Here is an 18,099-nt window from a genome sequence, read left to right on the forward strand (position 1 = left end):
ATAAAGCCACACCGCGTGGGCAATGATTTCAGCGGGAAAGCGATGGCGACGATATAGCGGATCACGATCTGTCATCGCCCGTCATCGCACTTCAAATTCCACGTTCCGTTAAGTTGACGATGCCATCCACATAGCTTCCGCCCATTTTGCGATCATAGCGTCCACTGTACATCTGCGATGCGATTGATTAGCACCGAATAACCGGGTCCCGATTGAGCAGCGAATCTGCTCGCCTCGCCAGCGCCTTGATTATTCCGGCGAAGCTTACAGCCGATCTACGGAAATAAGGTATTGGATCGATCTTGCGATGGGATCGCATGTCCGGGAGCGTTCCGAGCCGAGAAGAGAGTGATTCCAGTCCAGCCGGAAGATTTGCTCTCCCTCGCCACCATCATCTTGAGACGACGAGCTTCACATTGGGAAAGAGAAAACCTCAGGTTGGATTGAAAAAGGTTCCACCAAGCAGGCTAATCGTCCCATAGACGAGACCGATGGACGCAAGCAGACAGATTGCTGCGAGAAGCAGCGATCCCCCCTGGGTTTCCTTGCGGTCGACATAGTTCGCGCGCGTTTTGCGTCCGGTAATCATTGCGCCGATGAGATTGTCGCGCTTGACAAACTGATAATAGAGGTTGGCTGCGATGTGCAGGCCGGCCAGTCCGAGAATAGCGACATAAAACCAGATCGAATGGATCCGGGCTGCCCAGCCTGAAATTGTGTCTCCTGCTGCCTCTGCAAAGGGGCCTGCTGCCGTCACTCCGTCAGTGGAAAAAAGCCCGAGCAGTCCCTGAATAGCGCAGACCAAAAGCAGTCCGACGACCATCAACCCGCCGGCCGGATTATGGCCGAGGTAGCGTCCAGCTCTCTTACGACGCAAAGCCTTGAGATAGTTCCATACGGCAGATGGCGAGCGCACGAAGTTTGAGAAGCGAGCCGTCGAGCTGCCCACGATTCCCCAAAGGATCCGATAGACCACAAGCACGAGAACGCCGTAACCCGCAGCTTTGTGGACAACCATGTCAGGATCGTCAAAGCTGCTCGATATCCATGCCGTGATGATCAGCGCCACAAGCGACCATTTGAAAAGGCGTGTGGGAAGATCCCAAGCCCGAACATAGTCGTTCTTTGGCGATGAGGTGTCGCGGTCGTCCTCTGGGCGCTGATCGGAATAGCTTTCAAAGGCGCGCCTTTGTTCGTTCATTTTAAGCTCCTGCTTGAACGAGGCTCGAAACGATTACTTGTAAGCCGTATGGCAGGACCTGCACTCGCTTGCGACCTCTGTGAATGCCTTGCGAAACGCGGCTTTGTTCTGTGGTGCCTGGCTTGCAGCATCGGCCATGGCCGCCAATTGCTTGAAACGAGCGCGGAGATCCTTCTCCTTGGCGCCGCCTTGACCGGCGAACATGTCGCTCGCCGCCTGAGCCTCCGACGCATAGCGTTGCAGAACCTGCTTGGCGGATGCGCCATCGAAGTTGGCCAGAACGGCCTTCGCAGACGTCGTGTTGTCGCGCATATCGCTCATTATGCTTTTCAATGACGCGGCAAAAGCCGGCCCAACCACGATTGCGAGAGCTAGCGCGGTTGCAATATAGCGCGATGAATGAATTGATGACGCTTGTGATTTTCTCATGTGCTTTGTCTGTCCTTCAAATGGTCTTCAGCGGGCTTGCCGGACGGTGTTTGCGAACTGCGTCTGTCTGGAAGCACCGCGCCTGGTCTCTACGGCGAACCGAGGTCTTCAACGGCTGAAAGAAAGGGAACGTTTACTTCAGGCGCCTATCTCGCGACGGCTCAACTCTCGAACTCGGCCTTGCGCCTTTTGCTGGTCCCGCCCAGCAATCTTCCTCACGTAAATGACTGTGACGAGACCGCTGCGACCGACACTCCACCGACAATGAATAAGGATAGGTTTGGGAGCCGATGCCATTGGTTCGACAAGTTGCTCCGCCGTCTGTGGCGATACCGTCGTCGGCGAATGCAGATACACGTGCGCCGTAGCCCATTGTGAACATGTCGCCGATTGCCGCTTCAGCGGCAAGCCTTCTTGCATTTTGCCGCGCCAAGATTATCGCTCCTAACATCTCGCCTTCGCCCGTAGGACGCTAGGCGAAGCTGACGGGCGAATCTTACGGCATACTTACAAAAGGATGGCGGCGGAGTGACTTTAAAGCGGCAAGAATGATCGGCGCCGAATTCAGTTGGTTGGACTTCATGGGCGTTGAGGGACTAAGCTCATATGCCGCACGTTCTCTGATCAGGCTGCAAACTCACGTCCACCCTCGGTGAATTCCTTTTGCTAGCGGTATACCGGGCGCCGCCCTGGTGCGTCGTCGTATTGTTGGCGACAGGCGGCGCACTGCTCCATCTCACATGGATGCGAGTTCTCGCTGCGGTTGTTTAGGCCTCTGCGCGGTCGATATGAGGGGGCAATGGCTGATCTCCCCAGAACTGCCTAAGCAGTTTGGAAAACAGGCTGGCACAAAAACAGCATGGTTGCCATCGCGCCACCACTCTGCCGATTCGCCAACTCCAGCTTTCCGCCGTGGGCCGTCATGGTTTCGGCGACAATGGAAAGGCCGAGACCCAAGCCATCCTTGCGATCAGTCTTGCCTAGCAACTCGGCGCCCTCGGTCAGGCGCTCCTGCGGGAAACCGGAACCTTCGTCGGTCACTGCGATTCCGGAATTAAAGACGGTAATGGTAATCGTTCCGCCCTGGGGACTGTGATGCAATGCGTTTTCGACCAGGTTGCGAAGTGCTCGAAAGATAAAATCGGAGGCGCCGTTTAAGTAGACGGGACTGTCCAGGGTCCGTAACTCGATGTTGCGGCCAGCAGCCACGATCATCGGTGCCAGATAGCGAGCGACGTCGGTGGCGATCCCTGCAAGCTCCACGATATCGTTGGCCTCGTAATGCAGGGTCTTGACGCGCACCCGGTCGACAAGCTGCGTTATGACGCGTTCCATGTCTTCGAAGTCCTTCTCAACAGCGTGAGTAATCGGATCTTGCGAAAGGGAAAAGCGAGCCTTGGCAATGGCTAGAGGGGTGCGAAGCTCGTGAGCCAATTGTCCCGAGAATTGTTCGAGCGACAGAAATCCGGCTTGTAGTCGGTCGAGGGCGGCATTCACCGCTCTGATCAAGGCCAAAACATCGTTTGGCATTCCGCTTTCAGTCAGTCGCGTCGCGATGCTTGATGGGCCGATCTGAGCGGCTTCGTGCGCGGCGGCGCTCAGCGGCCTGAGGGCAAAACTCAAGACAATAATATTTGTTGTGAGCAAAACCAGAACAAACGGAACCCAGATCCAGGCAATATCCACGACGAATTCTTCAAGAACGCTGTCGAAGATGACATGCTCTTTGGGAAAGGCAACCTGAATGACGCTCTTGGATCCATTGTTGGTCATAGGCAAGGAAATGCCGAAAAGTGTCTGCTGGCCTTCGTGGGCCGGAAGCTGAAAATATTGCGCTCGGCCGCCGCTATAAGGAATCAACGGTGCTGTAAGTGCTGGGGAAGCGACAATGGTGCCATCATCGTTCACGACGGCATATTGGCCGCGCAGCTCCTGAATACGCGCCGTAAGTGCCTTTGCGTAGACACTGGAAAGGTGCGGATCCGTGATGAGTTCGCGGTGCAGATCCTCTGCAAAGGTCGACAGGGTTTCCTCGCGAAACGTGTCATTCGAGGCTTGGAAGCGGATGTAGAGGAACACCACGCTCGCACAGATCGCTATAATCGCAATGATGGACATCGCCATGACCAGGCGCTGCAGCAGCGTCAACCGCGGCCACGTCACAGCGGCTTTTCCATGAGCATGTAACCAATGCCACGCATGTTGTGGATGTAGAGTATCGATCCCGCCCCTTGAAGCTTCTTGCGCAATCGATGCAGAAGCACCTCGATTGCGTTGGAGCTCAGTTCGTCGCCGAATCCGTATATCGCTTCTTCGACTTCGGTTTTGGACAGCACATGATTTGGGCGACGCAGAAAAAGATGGAGCGCGGCAAATTCGCGGCGGCTCAGGGACAGCTGGATGTCGCCGACAGAGGCAGAGTACTGGCTCGGATCAAAGACGACGTCGCCGTATTGCAGGATCGTGCCATGACGAGGCTGGCCGCGGCGCATGATGGCACGCAGACGGGAAATCAGCACACCCATCACGAATGGCTTGCAAAGGTAGTCATCGGCTCCGCTGTCGAGGGCATCAATGATTGAACTTGACGCATCGCGCGCGGTCAGGATCAGGAGGGGAGTGGAAGGAGCGATTTTTCTCAGCGGCTCGATCAACGTCAGGCCGTCGCGGTCCGGAAGGCCGAGATCGAGTATGATAGCATCATAGTCGACTGTCGCGGCGGCTTCTTCGGCATCACGGGCTTTGGCAACGTGGTCGATAGTGAATCCGTGCGCCCGCATGGCGTCGCTGATTACAGCGGCGAGTTTTGCGTTGTCCTCCACCAATAGTACTCGCATGACCCATTCTATCTCTTTTGTGATGATTGCAATGAAACCGCAGGCGGAAATGCGATCTCTGCGATCCGGCCACTTTGGCCTATCTGTTGCCTGAAGGTCGCGCCATGCAGGATGGCAATGCGTCGCACGATCTTCAGGCCGATGCCCAGACCGTCATTTGCCTTCATAGGTTGCCGTGGCGAGGCATCACCACTCAACCCGGCGTTCCAATCTTCGACCTGCAATGTTTTTGGGGTCACGCGCACAATGATGTTCGTACCGACCGGCGTATGCTTGACCGCGTTTTCAACCAGATTGCGCATGCTATCCTTGAGCAGGCCTTCAACCGCTGAAACCATCACAACATCGGCCTGAAGTTCCAGTTCCAGGGAATGGCTATTCTGATAGACCCAGGGGGCAAGCCGTTCGACCACTTCCGCGGCTGTCTGCGCCAAATCGACATCGGTAAACATGCCATGATCGAAGCTGTCGAGCCGAGCAAGCGCAGTCAGCTGGCCCACGAAAGCGGAGAGCTCGTCAAGGTCGGCTTCAGCCTTGCGCACCCTCGGGTGATCGATGCGGCCGAGCTCCAGCTTGATAGCCGCAAGCGGTGTTCGAACTTCGTGCGCAATGCCTGAGGTCAGCACCTTCTGGGATTTCATGAGTTCGCCGACGCGTTCGAACACCCTATTCATGGCCTCCGCGAGATGGGCGATCTCCAAAGGCATTCCCGTGGTTGATAGATGCGATCGTGCGTCCATTGGGTCGATGGCATCAGCCGCAACGGCTGCCGCGTGAACTGGTCGCAGCGCCCAACGCACCGAAATCAGTGTCGCGCCGAGGACCAGGACGAGGAGTATGCTCATCGGTACGATCATATGTTCGCGCACCTCTTTCCACAGGACGTGGGATACGACCCCGGCGGGATCGCCCATAGATGCGACATCGACAAGATAACTCCTTCCGTTGATGACGAAGGCACGCCCTCCGACCAGCGTCAGGGGCTTTCCAGCCTTCACGATCCTGAGCCAGAAGTCGGGCGGTCTTATGTCCGCAGGTAGGAAATGCTGCTCGCAGGCATCGCTGCAAGATGCAAAGATCACTCTGCCGTCGACGTCGCGAATGCGGGCGACATAGCCAGTGTTGCCGTCACCGTAGCGTCCCGCCAATCCTTCCGGAAGTTTGTAATTTATCTGGGCGCCGTCTTGAGCGATACCTGAAGCAAGTCGGTCGGTTTCCTGCTCGACGAAGAGCCGCGAAAGTTCCCCGTCGTTCCAATAATATTCGGAGAAGACGACGATAAGCTGGACCAACATGGCGAGGACCGCAAAAAAGACGATCCTCCGTGTGAGGATGGAAGCAAGGGCGGGGTTGGCCCTGCTCAAGGGGAAATCTCGCGCAGCATATAGCCAACGCCGCGGACGGTCTCGATTCTAACGCCAGCCGGCTGCGCCTCGAGTTTCTTGCGCAAGCGCGAGACCGCGAGTTCAATGGCGTTGGCGCTGCGTTCATCTCCGAACTCGGATACGGCATTCTCTATGCGGCGCTTCGAAACGACCTTGCCTCCATCGCGCATCAGAAGTTCCAGCAGGGCCTTCTCGGACGGCATCAATGGAACCTCACGATTGTTGCAGCGTACTTGCCTGGACGCGAGCTCGAACTCCAGGCTGGCGAATTCGAGTATAGGCATCACGGTCGACGGCGCGCTCCGCATCAAGGCGCGGACACGGGCAATAAGCTCGCCATTGTTAAACGGCTTTGCCAGATAGTCGTCGGCGCCGGCATCCAGACCTGCAATCCGTTCGTCTATGGCGCCGCGCGCGGTCAGAATAAGAACGGGCAGTTGGAATTTCTGGATGCGGAGTGATTTCAGAAGCGACAGACCGTCTTCGTCTGGGAGGCCAAGGTCGAGAAGCAACAAGTCATAGCTGGCTGAAGCGAGTGCCAGCCTTCCTTCTTCCGCTGTTGCCAGGGCATCGATACGCCATCCGGCTTCGTGGATCGCCTCCGAGACGAGTTCCCGGAGGCGTGCGTTGTCTTCCACCAGCAGTATTCTCATGCTCGCTTTCGTCCCGTCACCATCGACCAAACAAGATTTTCACGATGCCTCCAGCTCTCAAGCAAGGCAGCGACCGCGTGGATCAAAGCCAGCACCATGATGCTATTGGCAATCGTCCCATGCAATTCCCTGAGCCATTTTTCGCCCCAGAATGCGTCGAGAGTCATCATCCAGCCCGTGAGGCAGGTCGCCGCAAGCAGAGACATAAGCAATAGCATCATAACCGACGCCAGAGGATTATGGCCGATCGAGCGCTTCTCGCGAGCTCCCATGATTTCGGATATTTGCCTCCAGATTTTCATTGGCGTTGGAAAGAAGTCGGAAAACGCGCATGCTTCGTGCCGATGAAACCCCACAGGATCCGGATAGCGAGGGCTGCAGCCGCGACATATCCGGTCACTCGATGCCAATAATGCCCTTCTTCCAGGATGAAGAGATTGAGCACGCATGCCGAAACGACTATCCAGTGGAAGAGCCTTACGATCGGATCCCAGACCTTGATGGTCGTGGTTTTGCTCGATGTGGCAACGTCGTCTCGATTTTTCCTGAGGGGTTCTGACATGATTCAGTCTCCGATTCCTGCCTCGGCGATCTCGCCGCTCACCGGATTGAAATAGACTTCAGCGCGTTTGCCGTCCTTGTCCTTGCCGTAGATCTCATAGCAGTTTCCGGTCACCTGAAAGGTTTTGACCTTGTAGCCCTGAGCGTCGATTTTCGCCTTCATAGCTGCTTCCGGCATCCATTTGGCCTTGGGTTCCTTCGTGCAGCTCGGGCTTGCGAGCGCCAGCGAAGGACAGGCAACGACGACGGTGAGGGCGACAAGAGTCTTGAAATGCATGGGCTGTCCTTTTCCTAGGCATCGAGTTCGGTGATGCAGAAAGAGGACTAGCGTACCGAACCTGTCAGTTAGCTGTCCGCCCGGCACGATTTCAGGGCCCATAACCCACGTGCGGCGGATCGGATGTGTGGGACAGGCAAGATGCTGCACGGGCGCCAGATTTCATCGTTTCGCCAGAATTCTGTAAGTGTCCCGTAAGCCGGACTGAACATGGTCGCTCCCGTTGCGGCAGCCAAGCTGCCACCATGGAGTGGACTAGGCATGATTGGTGAAAAGCCGGGCAATGCATCGCTGAAGGTATTCTTGATTAATCTCGATCGGTCTGCCGATCGCCTGGTCGCTATGCAGGAGAAGCTTGGGCGAGCTGGACTATCTTTTCAACGTGTGCCGGCGGTTGATGGTGCCACTATCGAGTTTCCGATATCGGAATTCAGCGAATCCCCCTTTCGCTTCAAACATGGCCGCCGACCCAATCCCGCGGAAGTGGGGTGCTATCTGAGCCACATAGAATGCGCCTTGCGCCTGCTTGCTTCGGATTGTGAGTTTGCTCTCATTCTCGAAGATGACCTCGAGTTTCCGCCTGATCTCGCGGAACTTCTGGATTCGGCGCTCAAACACGCCGAGGAATGGGATGTTCTGCGCCTGTCGACGGTCAGTGACGGCAAGAAATTCCGCTTCTCTCGGTTAACTGAAAGCCGCAGCCTGGCGATCGCCTTGACGCGCGAGAAGGGATCTGGTGCCTACATTATAAATCGGCGGGCGGCGCGTTGGTTCGTCAAGAAGCTGATACCGATGCACCTGCCCTTCGACTTGGCTTTCGATCTCGAATTCTTCGCCGGGCTGAAATCAGCCTTCGTCGTGCCAGTGCCCATTGATCAGCAGCTGGGTTTGCCGTCGCAGATCCAGGGAAAGCGCCGCCGTTACCATAGGTCGCGGGCACATTATTTGACGGTTATACCGTATCGAATCTTTATCGAGGTTTGCCGGTTGGTCTATCGGCTAGCGCGACTGCTCGGTCATCTTCTTCAATCAAGAGCCGGCGTGACTAGACATCAAAACTGTCGACCAGATGACGTTGTGATGCCCTCGTTCGGTGTCGCAAAGCACGTTGGCGATTCATGATGAAGCTCGGCATCTACGTCATCAATCTCGACAGCTCCGTCGAGCGATGGGCGGCAATGCGGAGGAAAGCAGATGAATGCGGTCTACATGTCGACAGGGTGAGAGCTATCGACGGTCGCCCATTGTCCCCCTGTGAATACCGAGATGTGGATTGGAAAGGGTTCGCGCGGTATGGCGGGCGAACAATTCTGGCAGGCGAATATAGGGATAGCCCGAAGGCTGGGATGCGCTGACGTCGTTCAGTCGTGCTGTCTCGTCGACCTCGGCGCCAAAGGTCATGGCGCCGAGGCAATATGCAGTGACGATGTTCCCGTATCTGTGTTCTAGTGATCCCAGACCGGGCACCAGTCTCCGGTCACGAGACGCATTCCCTTTTCCAGGCTTTCGAGCCGCTTAACATCTATTGGCGTCAAGACGACCTTGCGCGCCTCGAAGTTCGAAGCGATGCGATCCTTTTTGGCTGACGACGGGATCACGATCAGGCCCTTGGCCATCAGAAAGGCGAGGGCTATTTGCTCGCCGTTAACACCGTGGGAGTTGCCAATCTCTTCGAGCAGTGCGTCGCCCACGACCGCGCCACGCGCAAGCGGCGAGTAGGCGGTCACCGGGATGCCCAGTTTCTCGCAATGGTCGATGATCGGCCTGTTCTGCATGTAGACATGACATTCGACTTGATTGGTAGAGATCTTGCGATCGCCGAATAATCGGATCGTCTCGTCAATCAGCGCCTTTGTGAAGTTTGAAACGCCGATGCGCTTGGCGAGACCTATGTCGAGCGCTTCGACAAATTGGCTGACGTAGTCCTGCAGCGCGTATTTGTTGTGCGGCGAGGGCCAATGCAGCAGAAGCAGGTCGACTTGGTCGACCTTCAGCTTATCGAGGCTTTCCTTGATGGACGGCACAACCTCGCCCGGACCGTAATTGTCTGGCTTGACCTTCGTCGTGATAAAAATCTCGCTGCGAGGTATGCCTGCATCCTTGATGCCGCGAGCGACATCCTGCTCATTGTTATAGCCCTGAGCGGTATCAATGTGGCGGCATCCAGCTTCCAATGCCCAGATGACGCCCTGATAGGCTTCGTCCGCGGGACGGTTCCAAGTGCCATAGCCCATCTGCGGAATGCCCGCGACCGTCGGTTCAGTCGTCATTTTCTTGGTCCTTCGTTCGATTGTCGGGAGTTGTAACTTTCGGGTGTCTGGCATCATGATTTTGGAACGTATTTGCGCCAGTTGTGCTCTTCCTTGAAGCTCAGGACTTCGCGTATTTTCCGGTTGGAGAGCGGTGCCTCGAATTCGCCAAGCTCGCGATGGATCGGCGTGTTCGGTGCCCAGCGCTTTAGAAAGTCGCGAGTGGGCTCGTTTGCCGTGATGGTGTCGTTGACGGCGTTGAACACCTGGAAGCCCAAGCCATCCTTCTCAATGCAGAGATGAACGATCTGGCCGAGGTCGCGGGCGTCGATATAGCTCCAGGCATTGCGCTTGCGGCTGGGCGGATCGGCAAGGAAGCCCGGAAAGCGGTCGTATTCATGCGGCTCGATCACGTTGGCGATGCGAAGGGCATAGACGTCGGCACCAGAGCGCATCGCGAAGGCGCGGGCGGTCTTCTCGTTGACGACCTTCGACAGGCCATAGCTGTCCATCGGGTCGATGTCGTAATCCTCCTCAAGCGGGAAGGAATGAAAATCCTTGTCGCCTTCAGCGAAGCAGACGCCGTATGTCGTCTCGCTTGAGGCGATGATGACCTTGCGAATGCCGAGCTTCAGTGCTGCCTCCAAGACATTGTAAGTCGATATGGCATTCACCGCGAATGTCTTGTTATCCGGCTTCAACAGCAGGCTGGGAATTGCCGCAAAATGAACCACGGCGTCGACAGGGGAGGGACCTGCGCCTGTGCTCAGCCCATCAGAACCGAAATGCATCGATAGCGCATTAAAGGTTTCTCCGCTGTCCGTGAGATCGGTGATCAAGGTGTTGACCCCGGGACAATCCAACGGCACGAGGTCGAGATTGCGAACCTTGTAGCCCTTGTTCACCAGATAGGGCACTGCGTGACGACCGGCTTTGCCGCTGCCGCCGGTAAAGATAACGCGCTTGCTCATTGTCTCATCTTTCTCGATTGTGATGCGAATGGCTTGAATCAGTGGTCAATCACGGCACCATTTGGCCGCCGTCGACATGTAATTCTCTCCTTGATCCTACCCGCCATGCCGTATCGGTAGGCGGGGTGGAAGGATGAATCAATAGCGGACAGGTCACTAGATCGATGAGCCACGCTCATCAATTAGGCAGCCGACCGGGCACTTATCCCAGCGGGCTAAGCTCGCGTATGATCCGAATAAGGGCATCAATGCCGAAAGGGAGTTGTCGTCGGCTGGAATAGTAGATTGAAAGAGGCGGCCCGAAAGAAGCCCAATCAGACAGCACGACCTCCAACCGACCCGCCGCCAAATGAGGGCGAGCCAGCTGCTCCAAACAATAGGACAACCCCGCTCCACCGATCGCGGCTCCAAGCGCCAGATCGGACTCGCCGGAAATAAGCGCACCTGGAACATCGATCTCGCTTCGTTCCTCTCCGCGTTCAAATTCCCATTTGTAAATCTGCCCTCTGCCGGTGCGGATCCGAATGCAGTCATGGGAATGCAGATCTTTCGGCAACTCCGGACGACCGTGACGATCAAGGTAGTCGGGCGAGCCGACCGCCACCCACTTGAGCGGCGGCGTTAAGGGGACCGCGATCATGTCTTCAGGAATCGTTCCGGCATACCTCAGCCCGGCATCGAACCCTTCCGCGGTGACATCGACGAATTGGTCATCGACAGCAATCTCAAGTTCAATGTTCGGGAAGCGCTGTAGGAAGACTGGCAAAACGGGCCTCAGAAGCAAGTTGGCGGCATCCCGCAGGACGTTAATGCGGATACTCCCTGCTGCGCCCCGGTGATGACCGCTCAGCTCGTTCAGGCCGGAATTTATGAGATCGAGTCCCGCGGAAATCTTTTCCGCGAGGGCCTTGCCCGCAGCGGTGGGCGCGACACTGCGGCTTGTCCGGTTAAGAAGCCGCACACCCAGTCTCGCCTCAAGCGCCTTCATGCTATGGCTGAGCGCGGAAGCGGTCAATTCCAGATGATCCGCGGCTTTGCGGAAGCTTCTATATTGGACGATCACGAGAAAGATCGATAGCTCGTGAATTTCACTTCGTTTAAGGGGCATATCTCTCTCCGGCAAAGGTTCGATGACAGTGGCGACTTTTGCTGACCGATCCTCGTTGGATATCGCATGCCAATAGTATCGACGGTCGCTTGGAGCGTGCTTATCGCGCCCGAAATGTCATCCTTGAAATGGTGATGTTGAAATCGTCAAACACACCCACCGCCTGAGCGATGTTGACGCTTCTCAGATGATGGCGCTGGTGGGCGGATCGAATATTATGGCGGAGATCGGCCTCCAATCAAATTAGCGCGCTCGAAGCGCCTTGAGAATCTCGGATTGATCCAATCCCCAGTCGACCGGTTTGTCATCACATCTCATCGCCCTCGCTGCCTACCGTTCAGCTTGCTACCTAATACTGCCGAACGGAAGATCCTGTCGTGCCTGACGGATCACCGCCGTGGTCCCGAGAACGAGCAAGCGCCGAATACAGCTATCGCCACGCTTGGTCATGCCGAGGAGTTTCTCCTTGCCGCCGGAGCTATCGAGCGCGGTGTCGGACCAAGCCATGCTGCGAAGGAGCGGCCCGAGGAGAATAGTGTCGCCTCTCCGAGAAAGCACTCGCTCAATCTCGTTCACCGAGCAGGTCATTTTCTGCCAGTCAATCGGGCTGTCTCAAATGCGCGACTCCGTGACACTAATCATCGTGGCACCTACCAATCCTCCAACCTATCCTCGTGCTCAGTGCCGCCACTGAAGTCGGTAAAAACTATGGAGGAGGAAGCGATGGGCTCTTATCTGTTTCGCAACGTGACGGTTTGGGATGGAATTAACGACGAGGCCTACGTCGGGGAGGTGCTCGTCGAGGGCATAGGGCCGCTATCCCACGGAGCCCCGTAGACCTTGTCCCCGTCGCTGACCGACTTCCAGGTCCAGTCTATGAACTTCTCTTTGGCGGCGCTGACGTCGGGGCCAATATCGGCACGTGCGCCAAGCTGCCTGAAACTCAAAAGGGAGTTAAATTCCATCTGGGCGACGTCCGGCAAACCTGTGCCCGCCTGTATTGCGTTGCGCAGCTTGTCCGTTATCTCATTCTCTGGCGTCAAGGTTCTATGTGGCATCAAGCGGCCGAACCCGCAGCTCCACTGGACAATATTGAGATTCGAAGGCTGGCTGGCCCCAGCAGGAAAGTGGAAGCCTCCCTCATGCCAAGCGCCGGCGATCCCGCGCAGAGCGAAACACTTCGCGCGGCCGTCCTTGATATGATTGAGCAGAGCCTTCTCGATCTGCACCTCACCTCAACACTCTCCTGAACGGCGGACTACGGGAAGAACCCGTCATCTGCCTGTAACGAACACTACTCATAGTGATCCTGTAGCGATTGCTACCTGCATGGCACGGAGAGTGGTTTGAGCGGGACAACAGGATCAGTCGAACGGGTATCGTTTGATGAGCACGTACAGTCGGCGCTGGAGACGCTAACGCCGGCCGAGCAGCGCATGGCGCTGTTTTTTGTCGAGCAAAAGCACGCCGTCTTGCTAGGGTCCGCGGCTCAGATCGGCGAGATGGCCAGCGCCAGCGACGCGACGGTCGTGCGAACGGCCCGCTCGCTCGGTTTCGACAGCCTGTCGAAGTTGCGCGAGGTGCTCCTCGCTGAATTGACGGGAACGCCCTCTCCCGCCAAGCGTCTCGAACATACGCTTGACGCGACGGGCGCCGCCGGTGAGGGCGCACTCAATCACGTCATCGGCATTCACGAGAGCGTGCTGGACGTTCTCAAGCGCCCCGACATTTCACAGCGTTTCAATAATGCCGTTGAAATCCTGTCGAAGGGCAGGCGGCGGCACATCTTCGGTATTGGCCCATCCGGCGCCATGGCCGACTATGCCGCGCTCCAGTTCAACCGCATCGGGCTGAGCGCCAACGCGATGTCGATCTCCGGGATTGGTCTCGCCGATCGGTTGCTGTGGATCGAGCCGGGCGACGCCATCCTTATGATGGCCTACGCGCCACTTTACCGTGAGGTAACGGTGGTCCTGGAAGAAGCGCAGCGGCAAGGCGTGCCCGTGGTCCTCATCAGCGACAATCTGGGTGCGCTCGTCGCCAATCAGATCGCTGAATTGCTTCCTGTGTCGCGCGGCAAAGCCGACCATCTCGCCATGCATGGCGGCACCATGGTGCTGATCGAGGCGATGATCATTGGACTCGCTAGTCGACGCCGCCAGGCGGCAATCGACAACCTCGACCGATTGAGCGCCCTGCGCGGCGCCCTCGACAAATCATGGGCAAAGCGAGGAACCAGAAAACGTAAATCTCGCGCCAAGCCAAATAATGACACATAACATTCATGAAGAAATAATAAATTATATTTATAAATACTGTTGGCAATCTCCAAATATAGGTAGTTAGACTATGAAAGCTCGCGTCAGTATTGGAATTACGCTTAGCATAACTGCGATGTTACTAAATTCACCGGCCATGGCCGCTGATCTGGTCATGTATGATGCGCTCGATTTCGCCGCGACGGCGGCGAAGGCATTCACCGCTAAGACCGGCGTCACCATTGATGTCGTGGAACCAGGCGGCACCGGCGAGACGCTGGGTAAAATCGCCGCCGAAGGTGACAATCCGCAGTTCGACATCGTGTGGGTGGACGGTTCCGCCGTCATGGAGCGCATGATGCAGAACCACGTGCTCCAGCCGGTCCCGGCCGAGCTATATGGCTCGATCAAGTACAACGATCTTGGCAAATCCCTCATTCCTGCCAGTCGTGCCTTCGTGCCGACAGGCGCCAGCACGACGGCGATCGAAGTCAACACCAAGAAGGTCCCCGCCGACCAGATACCGAAGTCGTGGGCGGACCTCGAAAAGTTCGCCGGCAGTGTCGCCTCCAAGGACCCCAACATGTCGGGGCCCATGTATCAGTGGCTCGCCGGCGTTTTCCAGACCAAGGGCGTCGATGCCGGCAAGGTTATGCTGGCCAAGATCCTCACCAACAAGGCCCTATCTGGCTTTCCAAGTGGTGGCCCGGTCGACAAGTCGGTCATCACCGGCGACGCCAAGGTTGGCATCAATCAGGATAGCTCGATTTTTGCGAAGATAGCGAGTGGCGAGCCGGTTATAGCCGTCTACCCGGCCGAAGGTTCAGTCGCGCTGCCTGCCAGCATCGGCATCAGTGCCAAGACCCAGCACATGGACGCGATCAAAAAGTTCGTCGCTTTCATGACCAGCCCGGAGGGCCAGGCTGCCATGATGAATGGCGACGATACCGACTTCTTCTTTATCCCAATCATCCAGGGCGTCAGCGCCAAGCCGGGCAGGAAGATCGATATTCCATTCGTCGTGCTTGACGACAAGCTCGCCTCTGCTCACGAGACCGAGTGGAAGACCTGGTACAAGGACAACTTCGTCCAATGATCAGGTCAGCTTGAGCATGGCACACGAACAGCGATTGGGGGCCACGGCAATTGTCCGTGGCTCCAGCGACAAGCAGATGGGCGCCTTCTTAAGAGGCGCGGTGGTCCGCGTCCGCGTCCTCCCGCTTATTATCTATGCCGCTTTCGCGGTGCTACTTGGCCTGCCGTTGTTGTTGGTCCTGGTGCAGGCCGTAATGCCGGGCTTGTTCGACGTCAACGCGCCCAGCATGGCGCTGAGCTTTGGCCCGCTGGAAAAGGCATTTGGATCATGGCGGGTCGGCAATGCTGTCGTCCATTCGCTGGAACTGGCGGCAACGACTGCCGTGACCGCTACGCTGCTTGGCGGCGCCTTTGCCTTGCTGGCGCAGCGCTGCAACATTCCGGCGCGGCGATTTATCACGGCGGTGCCGTGGCTGGTCTTTCTCACCCCCTCCTATTTGAAGGCGCTGGCGTGGGTGCTGCTGATCTCGCCCGGCGGCTATCTGGCGCAATCGGGCATTCTGTCGACCCGGTTCATTCATGCGTTCTTCGCCTTGCCGGGTCTCATCTTCGTACAGACTCTCCACCTTTTTCCGTTTGCGACATTCGTGATCGGAGCGGCACTCGCCGGGCTTGGCAGCGAATATGAGGATGCCGCGCGAATGGCAGGCGTGCGACCGCTGAGGATATGGCTCCGGATCAACGGGCCGCTCTTGATACCTGCCATCGCTCTCAGCCTTGTCGCAATCTTCGCCGAGGTACTTTCCGATTTCGGCATGGCCTCGACGATCGCGCGGGTCTCGAACTTCGGCGTCCTCACCTATGGCATCTATGCCGCTGCGAGCGACTATCCCGTCGACTTTCCTATGGCCGGCGTACAGGCGCTGATCTTGCTGTTGCTCGTAGTCGGCGTCGTAATGGTCGACCGATTGCTGCGGCGCCGCGCCGACCCGCGCCTGATCTCCGGCCGGTCGAAGAACGCCCGCATTTACGATCTCGGCCGCTGGCGCTGGCCGGCCGCGACCGTCGCATTGGCGATTTCCGTGCTCGCCCTGTTCCTCCCGATCGCCGCAATCGCCGCGCGCGCCTTTTCCCGCACGCTCGGCGCCGGATTGACATTTGAAAATTTTACCACCGCGAACATGGTGACCGCGCTGTCCTTCGGCACCGATATCGACGGCGCGCTTCTTCGCAGCCTCGCCTACGCTAGTATTGCCGCGGTGATCACTTGCGGGGGTGCGCTGATACTCGCGGCCGAGCTCGATCGGTCAAGAGGCATTATGAGACCGCTGGTGCTCGGCCTCTCGTTGGGAGCAGTTGCCATCCCCGGCATTGTACTGGGCTTCGGCTATATCCTGATGTGGAACCGGCTGCCGGGGTTCCGAAATTGGTCGTTTCCACACTATGGCGACAGTTCGTTGATGGTGACCGGCTATATCGCGGCCGCCTTGCCATACTGCCTGGTCGTCATCATGGGCGCAATCGGCCAGTTGTCGCCCAGCCTCGGGGAAGCCGCCAAGCTCCATGGTGTCGGCGCCACGCGGCGGCTGTTGCGAGTGACGCTGCCCCTGGTGCTGACGAGTGTGGTGACGGCATTCCTGCTCACCTTCATCCGCACCATGTTCGAACTCCCGATCTCGCAAATGCTGGTCCCGCTGAACGGCCCGCCGGTACCGCCAATGGTGACCCATCTCTTCAGCCACGACCAAGATGGCCCCGGCTCGGCGCTGTCGCTCTTAAGCATGATTGTAGCCGGGGGTGGCGCGGGTGTGATCTGGCTGTTTGCCAAGAGATTTGTGGCGCGGCGCGGCGCGGCATCAGCCGCCATTTTGACACCAGCCTCCTCAAAGGTAAGCTAGCCATGACCGCATCCCTCAAGTGCACGGGCATTACGAAGTCGCTCGGCGGCCGCCCCGTGCTTGATAATCTAAGCCTGAGCGTCAAAGCAGGCGAGGTTGTTTCGCTCCTCGGTGCAAGCGGCTCGGGGAAGACCACCCTGCTGCGCATCATTTCGGGTCTTGCTGATCCTGATCAGGGTGAAATCGCACTCGACGGACGTACCGTCTGGAGTCCGAATGCTGCGGTTCCTCCGGAACGGCGCGGCATCGGCATGGTGTTCCAGGACTATGCGCTTTGGCCGCACATGTCGGTCGAAAAGAACCTCAGCTTCGGCCTTGCATCGCAGCGATTGCCGCAAGGGGACGTCGCGGCGCGGCTCAATCACGCACTCGAGGTCACACGCCTTGCGGCCTATCGCGACCGCTATCCAGTCGAGTTGTCCGGAGGACAGCAGCAACGGGTGGCGATTGCCCGGTGTCTCGCCGCCCGTCCGGCGCTGATGCTGTTCGATGAGCCGCTCAGCAATCTCGATGCAGCGCTGCGCGAGGACATGCGGGTCGAGATGATGGATTTGGTCAGGTCCGAGGGAATCACGGTTGTCTATGTCACCCATGACCAGGCAGAGGCCATGGCGGTCTCGGATCGCATAGCCGTAATGCGTGCTGGCGTCATCGTCCAATTCGACACGCCACCGGCGATCTATGAGAAGCCGGCGGACAGATTTGTTGCAGGCTTCATTGGCGGCTTCTCGCTCGTGCGGGGTACAGTCCACCAAGGAATGTTCAAGCTTGCCGACGTTGAAACCGAGCCGTTTCAGGCGACCGGCGCTCGACCCGGGGTCGGGGAGTTGGTTATCCGGCCCGAGGATGCCCGACCCGCCAGGTCTCATCCTGCTAACCGGTTGCAGGGAACCGTTGTTTCACTAGCATTTCAGGGCAGATGCTGGCGTCTTGTCGTTGAACTCGGTAAACAACGTGTCCGGCTTGATTGGCCCGATGCCGTACCGACAGGGACGACCCTGGAATTTTCAATTCCGCCCGACCGCTGTGTCGTTCTCACTGAATAATTCCCTCGGATTTTGCGTGACCAGTCTCACCACAATTCTTTCGACCTCCGCGGAATAGCGCCGACCAACAGTAAGTGGCAGGTCTTCTTGCAGCGATTGGGCTTGTCGGGCGCGCCTTCCGGGTCGACGTCCCAATCGCCGCGGCGCACCTCGATCAACGGATTAACCAAAGCTTCCAACCCTTGGGGAAG

General features: G+C 57.5%; 16 protein-coding genes and 3 pseudogenes. 5 read left to right on the forward strand and 14 right to left on the reverse strand.

Annotated elements, in window-relative coordinates; all coding sequences use genetic code 11:
- The 9 genes and pseudogenes from JTP94_RS27960 to JTP94_RS28000 all read right to left on the reverse strand — a co-directional run.
- Positions 1–75, reverse strand: a pseudogene (locus JTP94_RS27960) (IS6 family transposase); the annotation flags it as partial.
- A 358-nt stretch (positions 76–433) separates the two neighbouring features.
- The gene (locus JTP94_RS27965; protein ID WP_204853699.1) at positions 434–1,201 is read right to left on the reverse strand and encodes a cytochrome b/b6 domain-containing protein; all 768 of its coding nucleotides are present in this window, start codon (positions 1,199–1,201) and stop codon (positions 434–436) included.
- A 33-nt stretch (positions 1,202–1,234) separates the two neighbouring features.
- Positions 1,235–1,522 carry a cytochrome c gene (locus JTP94_RS27970; RefSeq protein WP_204853700.1) on the reverse strand — a complete coding sequence of 96 codons (288 nt, stop codon included), beginning with the start codon at positions 1,520–1,522 and terminating at the stop codon, positions 1,235–1,237.
- A gap of 930 nt (positions 1,523–2,452) precedes the next feature.
- Positions 2,453–3,778 carry an ATP-binding protein gene (locus tag JTP94_RS27975; protein ID WP_204853701.1) on the reverse strand — a complete coding sequence of 442 codons (1,326 nt, stop codon included), beginning with the start codon at positions 3,776–3,778 and terminating at the stop codon, positions 2,453–2,455.
- An 11-nt stretch (positions 3,779–3,789) separates the two neighbouring features.
- Positions 3,790–4,467, reverse strand: a complete 678-nt coding sequence (locus tag JTP94_RS27980) for a response regulator transcription factor (RefSeq protein ID WP_204853702.1) — start codon at positions 4,465–4,467, stop codon at positions 3,790–3,792.
- Positions 4,468–4,475: 8 nt separating this feature from the next.
- The gene (locus JTP94_RS27985) at positions 4,476–5,831 is read right to left on the reverse strand and encodes an ATP-binding protein (protein ID WP_204853703.1); all 1,356 of its coding nucleotides are present in this window, start codon (positions 5,829–5,831) and stop codon (positions 4,476–4,478) included.
- Entirely contained in the window at positions 5,828–6,505 is a 678-nt protein-coding gene (locus tag JTP94_RS27990) for a response regulator transcription factor (RefSeq protein WP_204853704.1), read from the reverse strand. Before JTP94_RS27990 ends, JTP94_RS27985 begins: the two co-directional genes overlap by 4 nt.
- Positions 6,502–7,067: pseudogene (locus tag JTP94_RS27995) on the reverse strand (cytochrome b/b6 domain-containing protein). Before JTP94_RS27995 ends, JTP94_RS27990 begins: the two are co-directional and overlap by 4 nt.
- Positions 7,068–7,070: 3 nt before the next feature.
- The gene (locus JTP94_RS28000) at positions 7,071–7,343 is read right to left on the reverse strand and encodes a PepSY domain-containing protein (protein ID WP_204853705.1); all 273 of its coding nucleotides are present in this window, start codon (positions 7,341–7,343) and stop codon (positions 7,071–7,073) included.
- Between the two features lie 261 nt (positions 7,344–7,604).
- Here JTP94_RS28000 and JTP94_RS28005 point away from each other — a divergent pair, with 261 nt between their 5' ends.
- Positions 7,605–8,465: a glycosyltransferase family 25 protein gene (locus tag JTP94_RS28005; protein ID WP_204853706.1), complete on the forward strand. Its 861-nt coding sequence runs from the start codon at positions 7,605–7,607 to the stop codon at positions 8,463–8,465.
- Between the two features lie 323 nt (positions 8,466–8,788).
- Here JTP94_RS28005 and JTP94_RS28010 read toward each other — a convergent pair whose 3' ends face one another.
- The 5 genes and pseudogenes from JTP94_RS28010 to JTP94_RS28030 form a co-directional block, all read right to left on the reverse strand.
- Positions 8,789–9,613, reverse strand: coding sequence for an aldo/keto reductase (locus JTP94_RS28010; protein WP_204853707.1), 825 nt, complete (start codon positions 9,611–9,613; stop codon positions 8,789–8,791).
- 53 nt (positions 9,614–9,666) lie between these two features.
- A complete protein-coding gene (locus JTP94_RS28015; RefSeq protein ID WP_204853708.1) occupies positions 9,667–10,563 on the reverse strand; it encodes an NAD(P)-dependent oxidoreductase in 897 nt (298 codons plus the stop codon).
- A gap of 202 nt (positions 10,564–10,765) precedes the next feature.
- Positions 10,766–11,671: a LysR substrate-binding domain-containing protein gene (locus JTP94_RS28020; RefSeq protein ID WP_204853709.1), complete on the reverse strand. Its 906-nt coding sequence runs from the start codon at positions 11,669–11,671 to the stop codon at positions 10,766–10,768.
- Positions 11,672–12,034: 363 nt separating this feature from the next.
- Positions 12,035–12,216, reverse strand: a pseudogene (locus JTP94_RS28025) (transposase); the annotation flags it as partial.
- 234 nt (positions 12,217–12,450) lie between these two features.
- Complete coding sequence (locus JTP94_RS28030) at positions 12,451–12,900, reverse strand: hypothetical protein (RefSeq protein WP_204853710.1); 450 nt, start codon at positions 12,898–12,900, stop codon at positions 12,451–12,453.
- A gap of 117 nt (positions 12,901–13,017) precedes the next feature.
- Between JTP94_RS28030 and JTP94_RS28035 the strand changes: the two genes are divergently transcribed.
- The 4 genes from JTP94_RS28035 to JTP94_RS28050 all read left to right on the forward strand — a co-directional run bounded on the left by JTP94_RS28035 (position 13,018) and on the right by JTP94_RS28050 (position 17,908).
- A complete protein-coding gene (locus JTP94_RS28035; RefSeq protein ID WP_246755392.1) occupies positions 13,018–13,950 on the forward strand; it encodes a MurR/RpiR family transcriptional regulator in 933 nt (310 codons plus the stop codon).
- Positions 13,951–14,065: 115 nt separating this feature from the next.
- Positions 14,066–15,025, forward strand: coding sequence for an ABC transporter substrate-binding protein (locus tag JTP94_RS28040; RefSeq protein ID WP_204853711.1), 960 nt, complete (start codon positions 14,066–14,068; stop codon positions 15,023–15,025).
- Between the two features lie 16 nt (positions 15,026–15,041).
- Positions 15,042–16,862 carry an iron ABC transporter permease gene (locus tag JTP94_RS28045; RefSeq protein WP_204853712.1) on the forward strand — a complete coding sequence of 607 codons (1,821 nt, stop codon included), beginning with the start codon at positions 15,042–15,044 and terminating at the stop codon, positions 16,860–16,862.
- A gap of 2 nt (positions 16,863–16,864) precedes the next feature.
- Positions 16,865–17,908, forward strand: a complete 1,044-nt coding sequence (locus JTP94_RS28050) for an ABC transporter ATP-binding protein (protein ID WP_204853713.1) — start codon at positions 16,865–16,867, stop codon at positions 17,906–17,908.
- The last annotated feature ends 191 nt before the right edge of the window (positions 17,909–18,099 follow it).

Source organism: Martinezella lusitana (genome assembly GCF_016901135.1).
In the GTDB taxonomy this organism is placed as follows: domain Bacteria; phylum Pseudomonadota; class Alphaproteobacteria; order Rhizobiales; family Rhizobiaceae; genus Rhizobium; species Rhizobium lusitanum_D.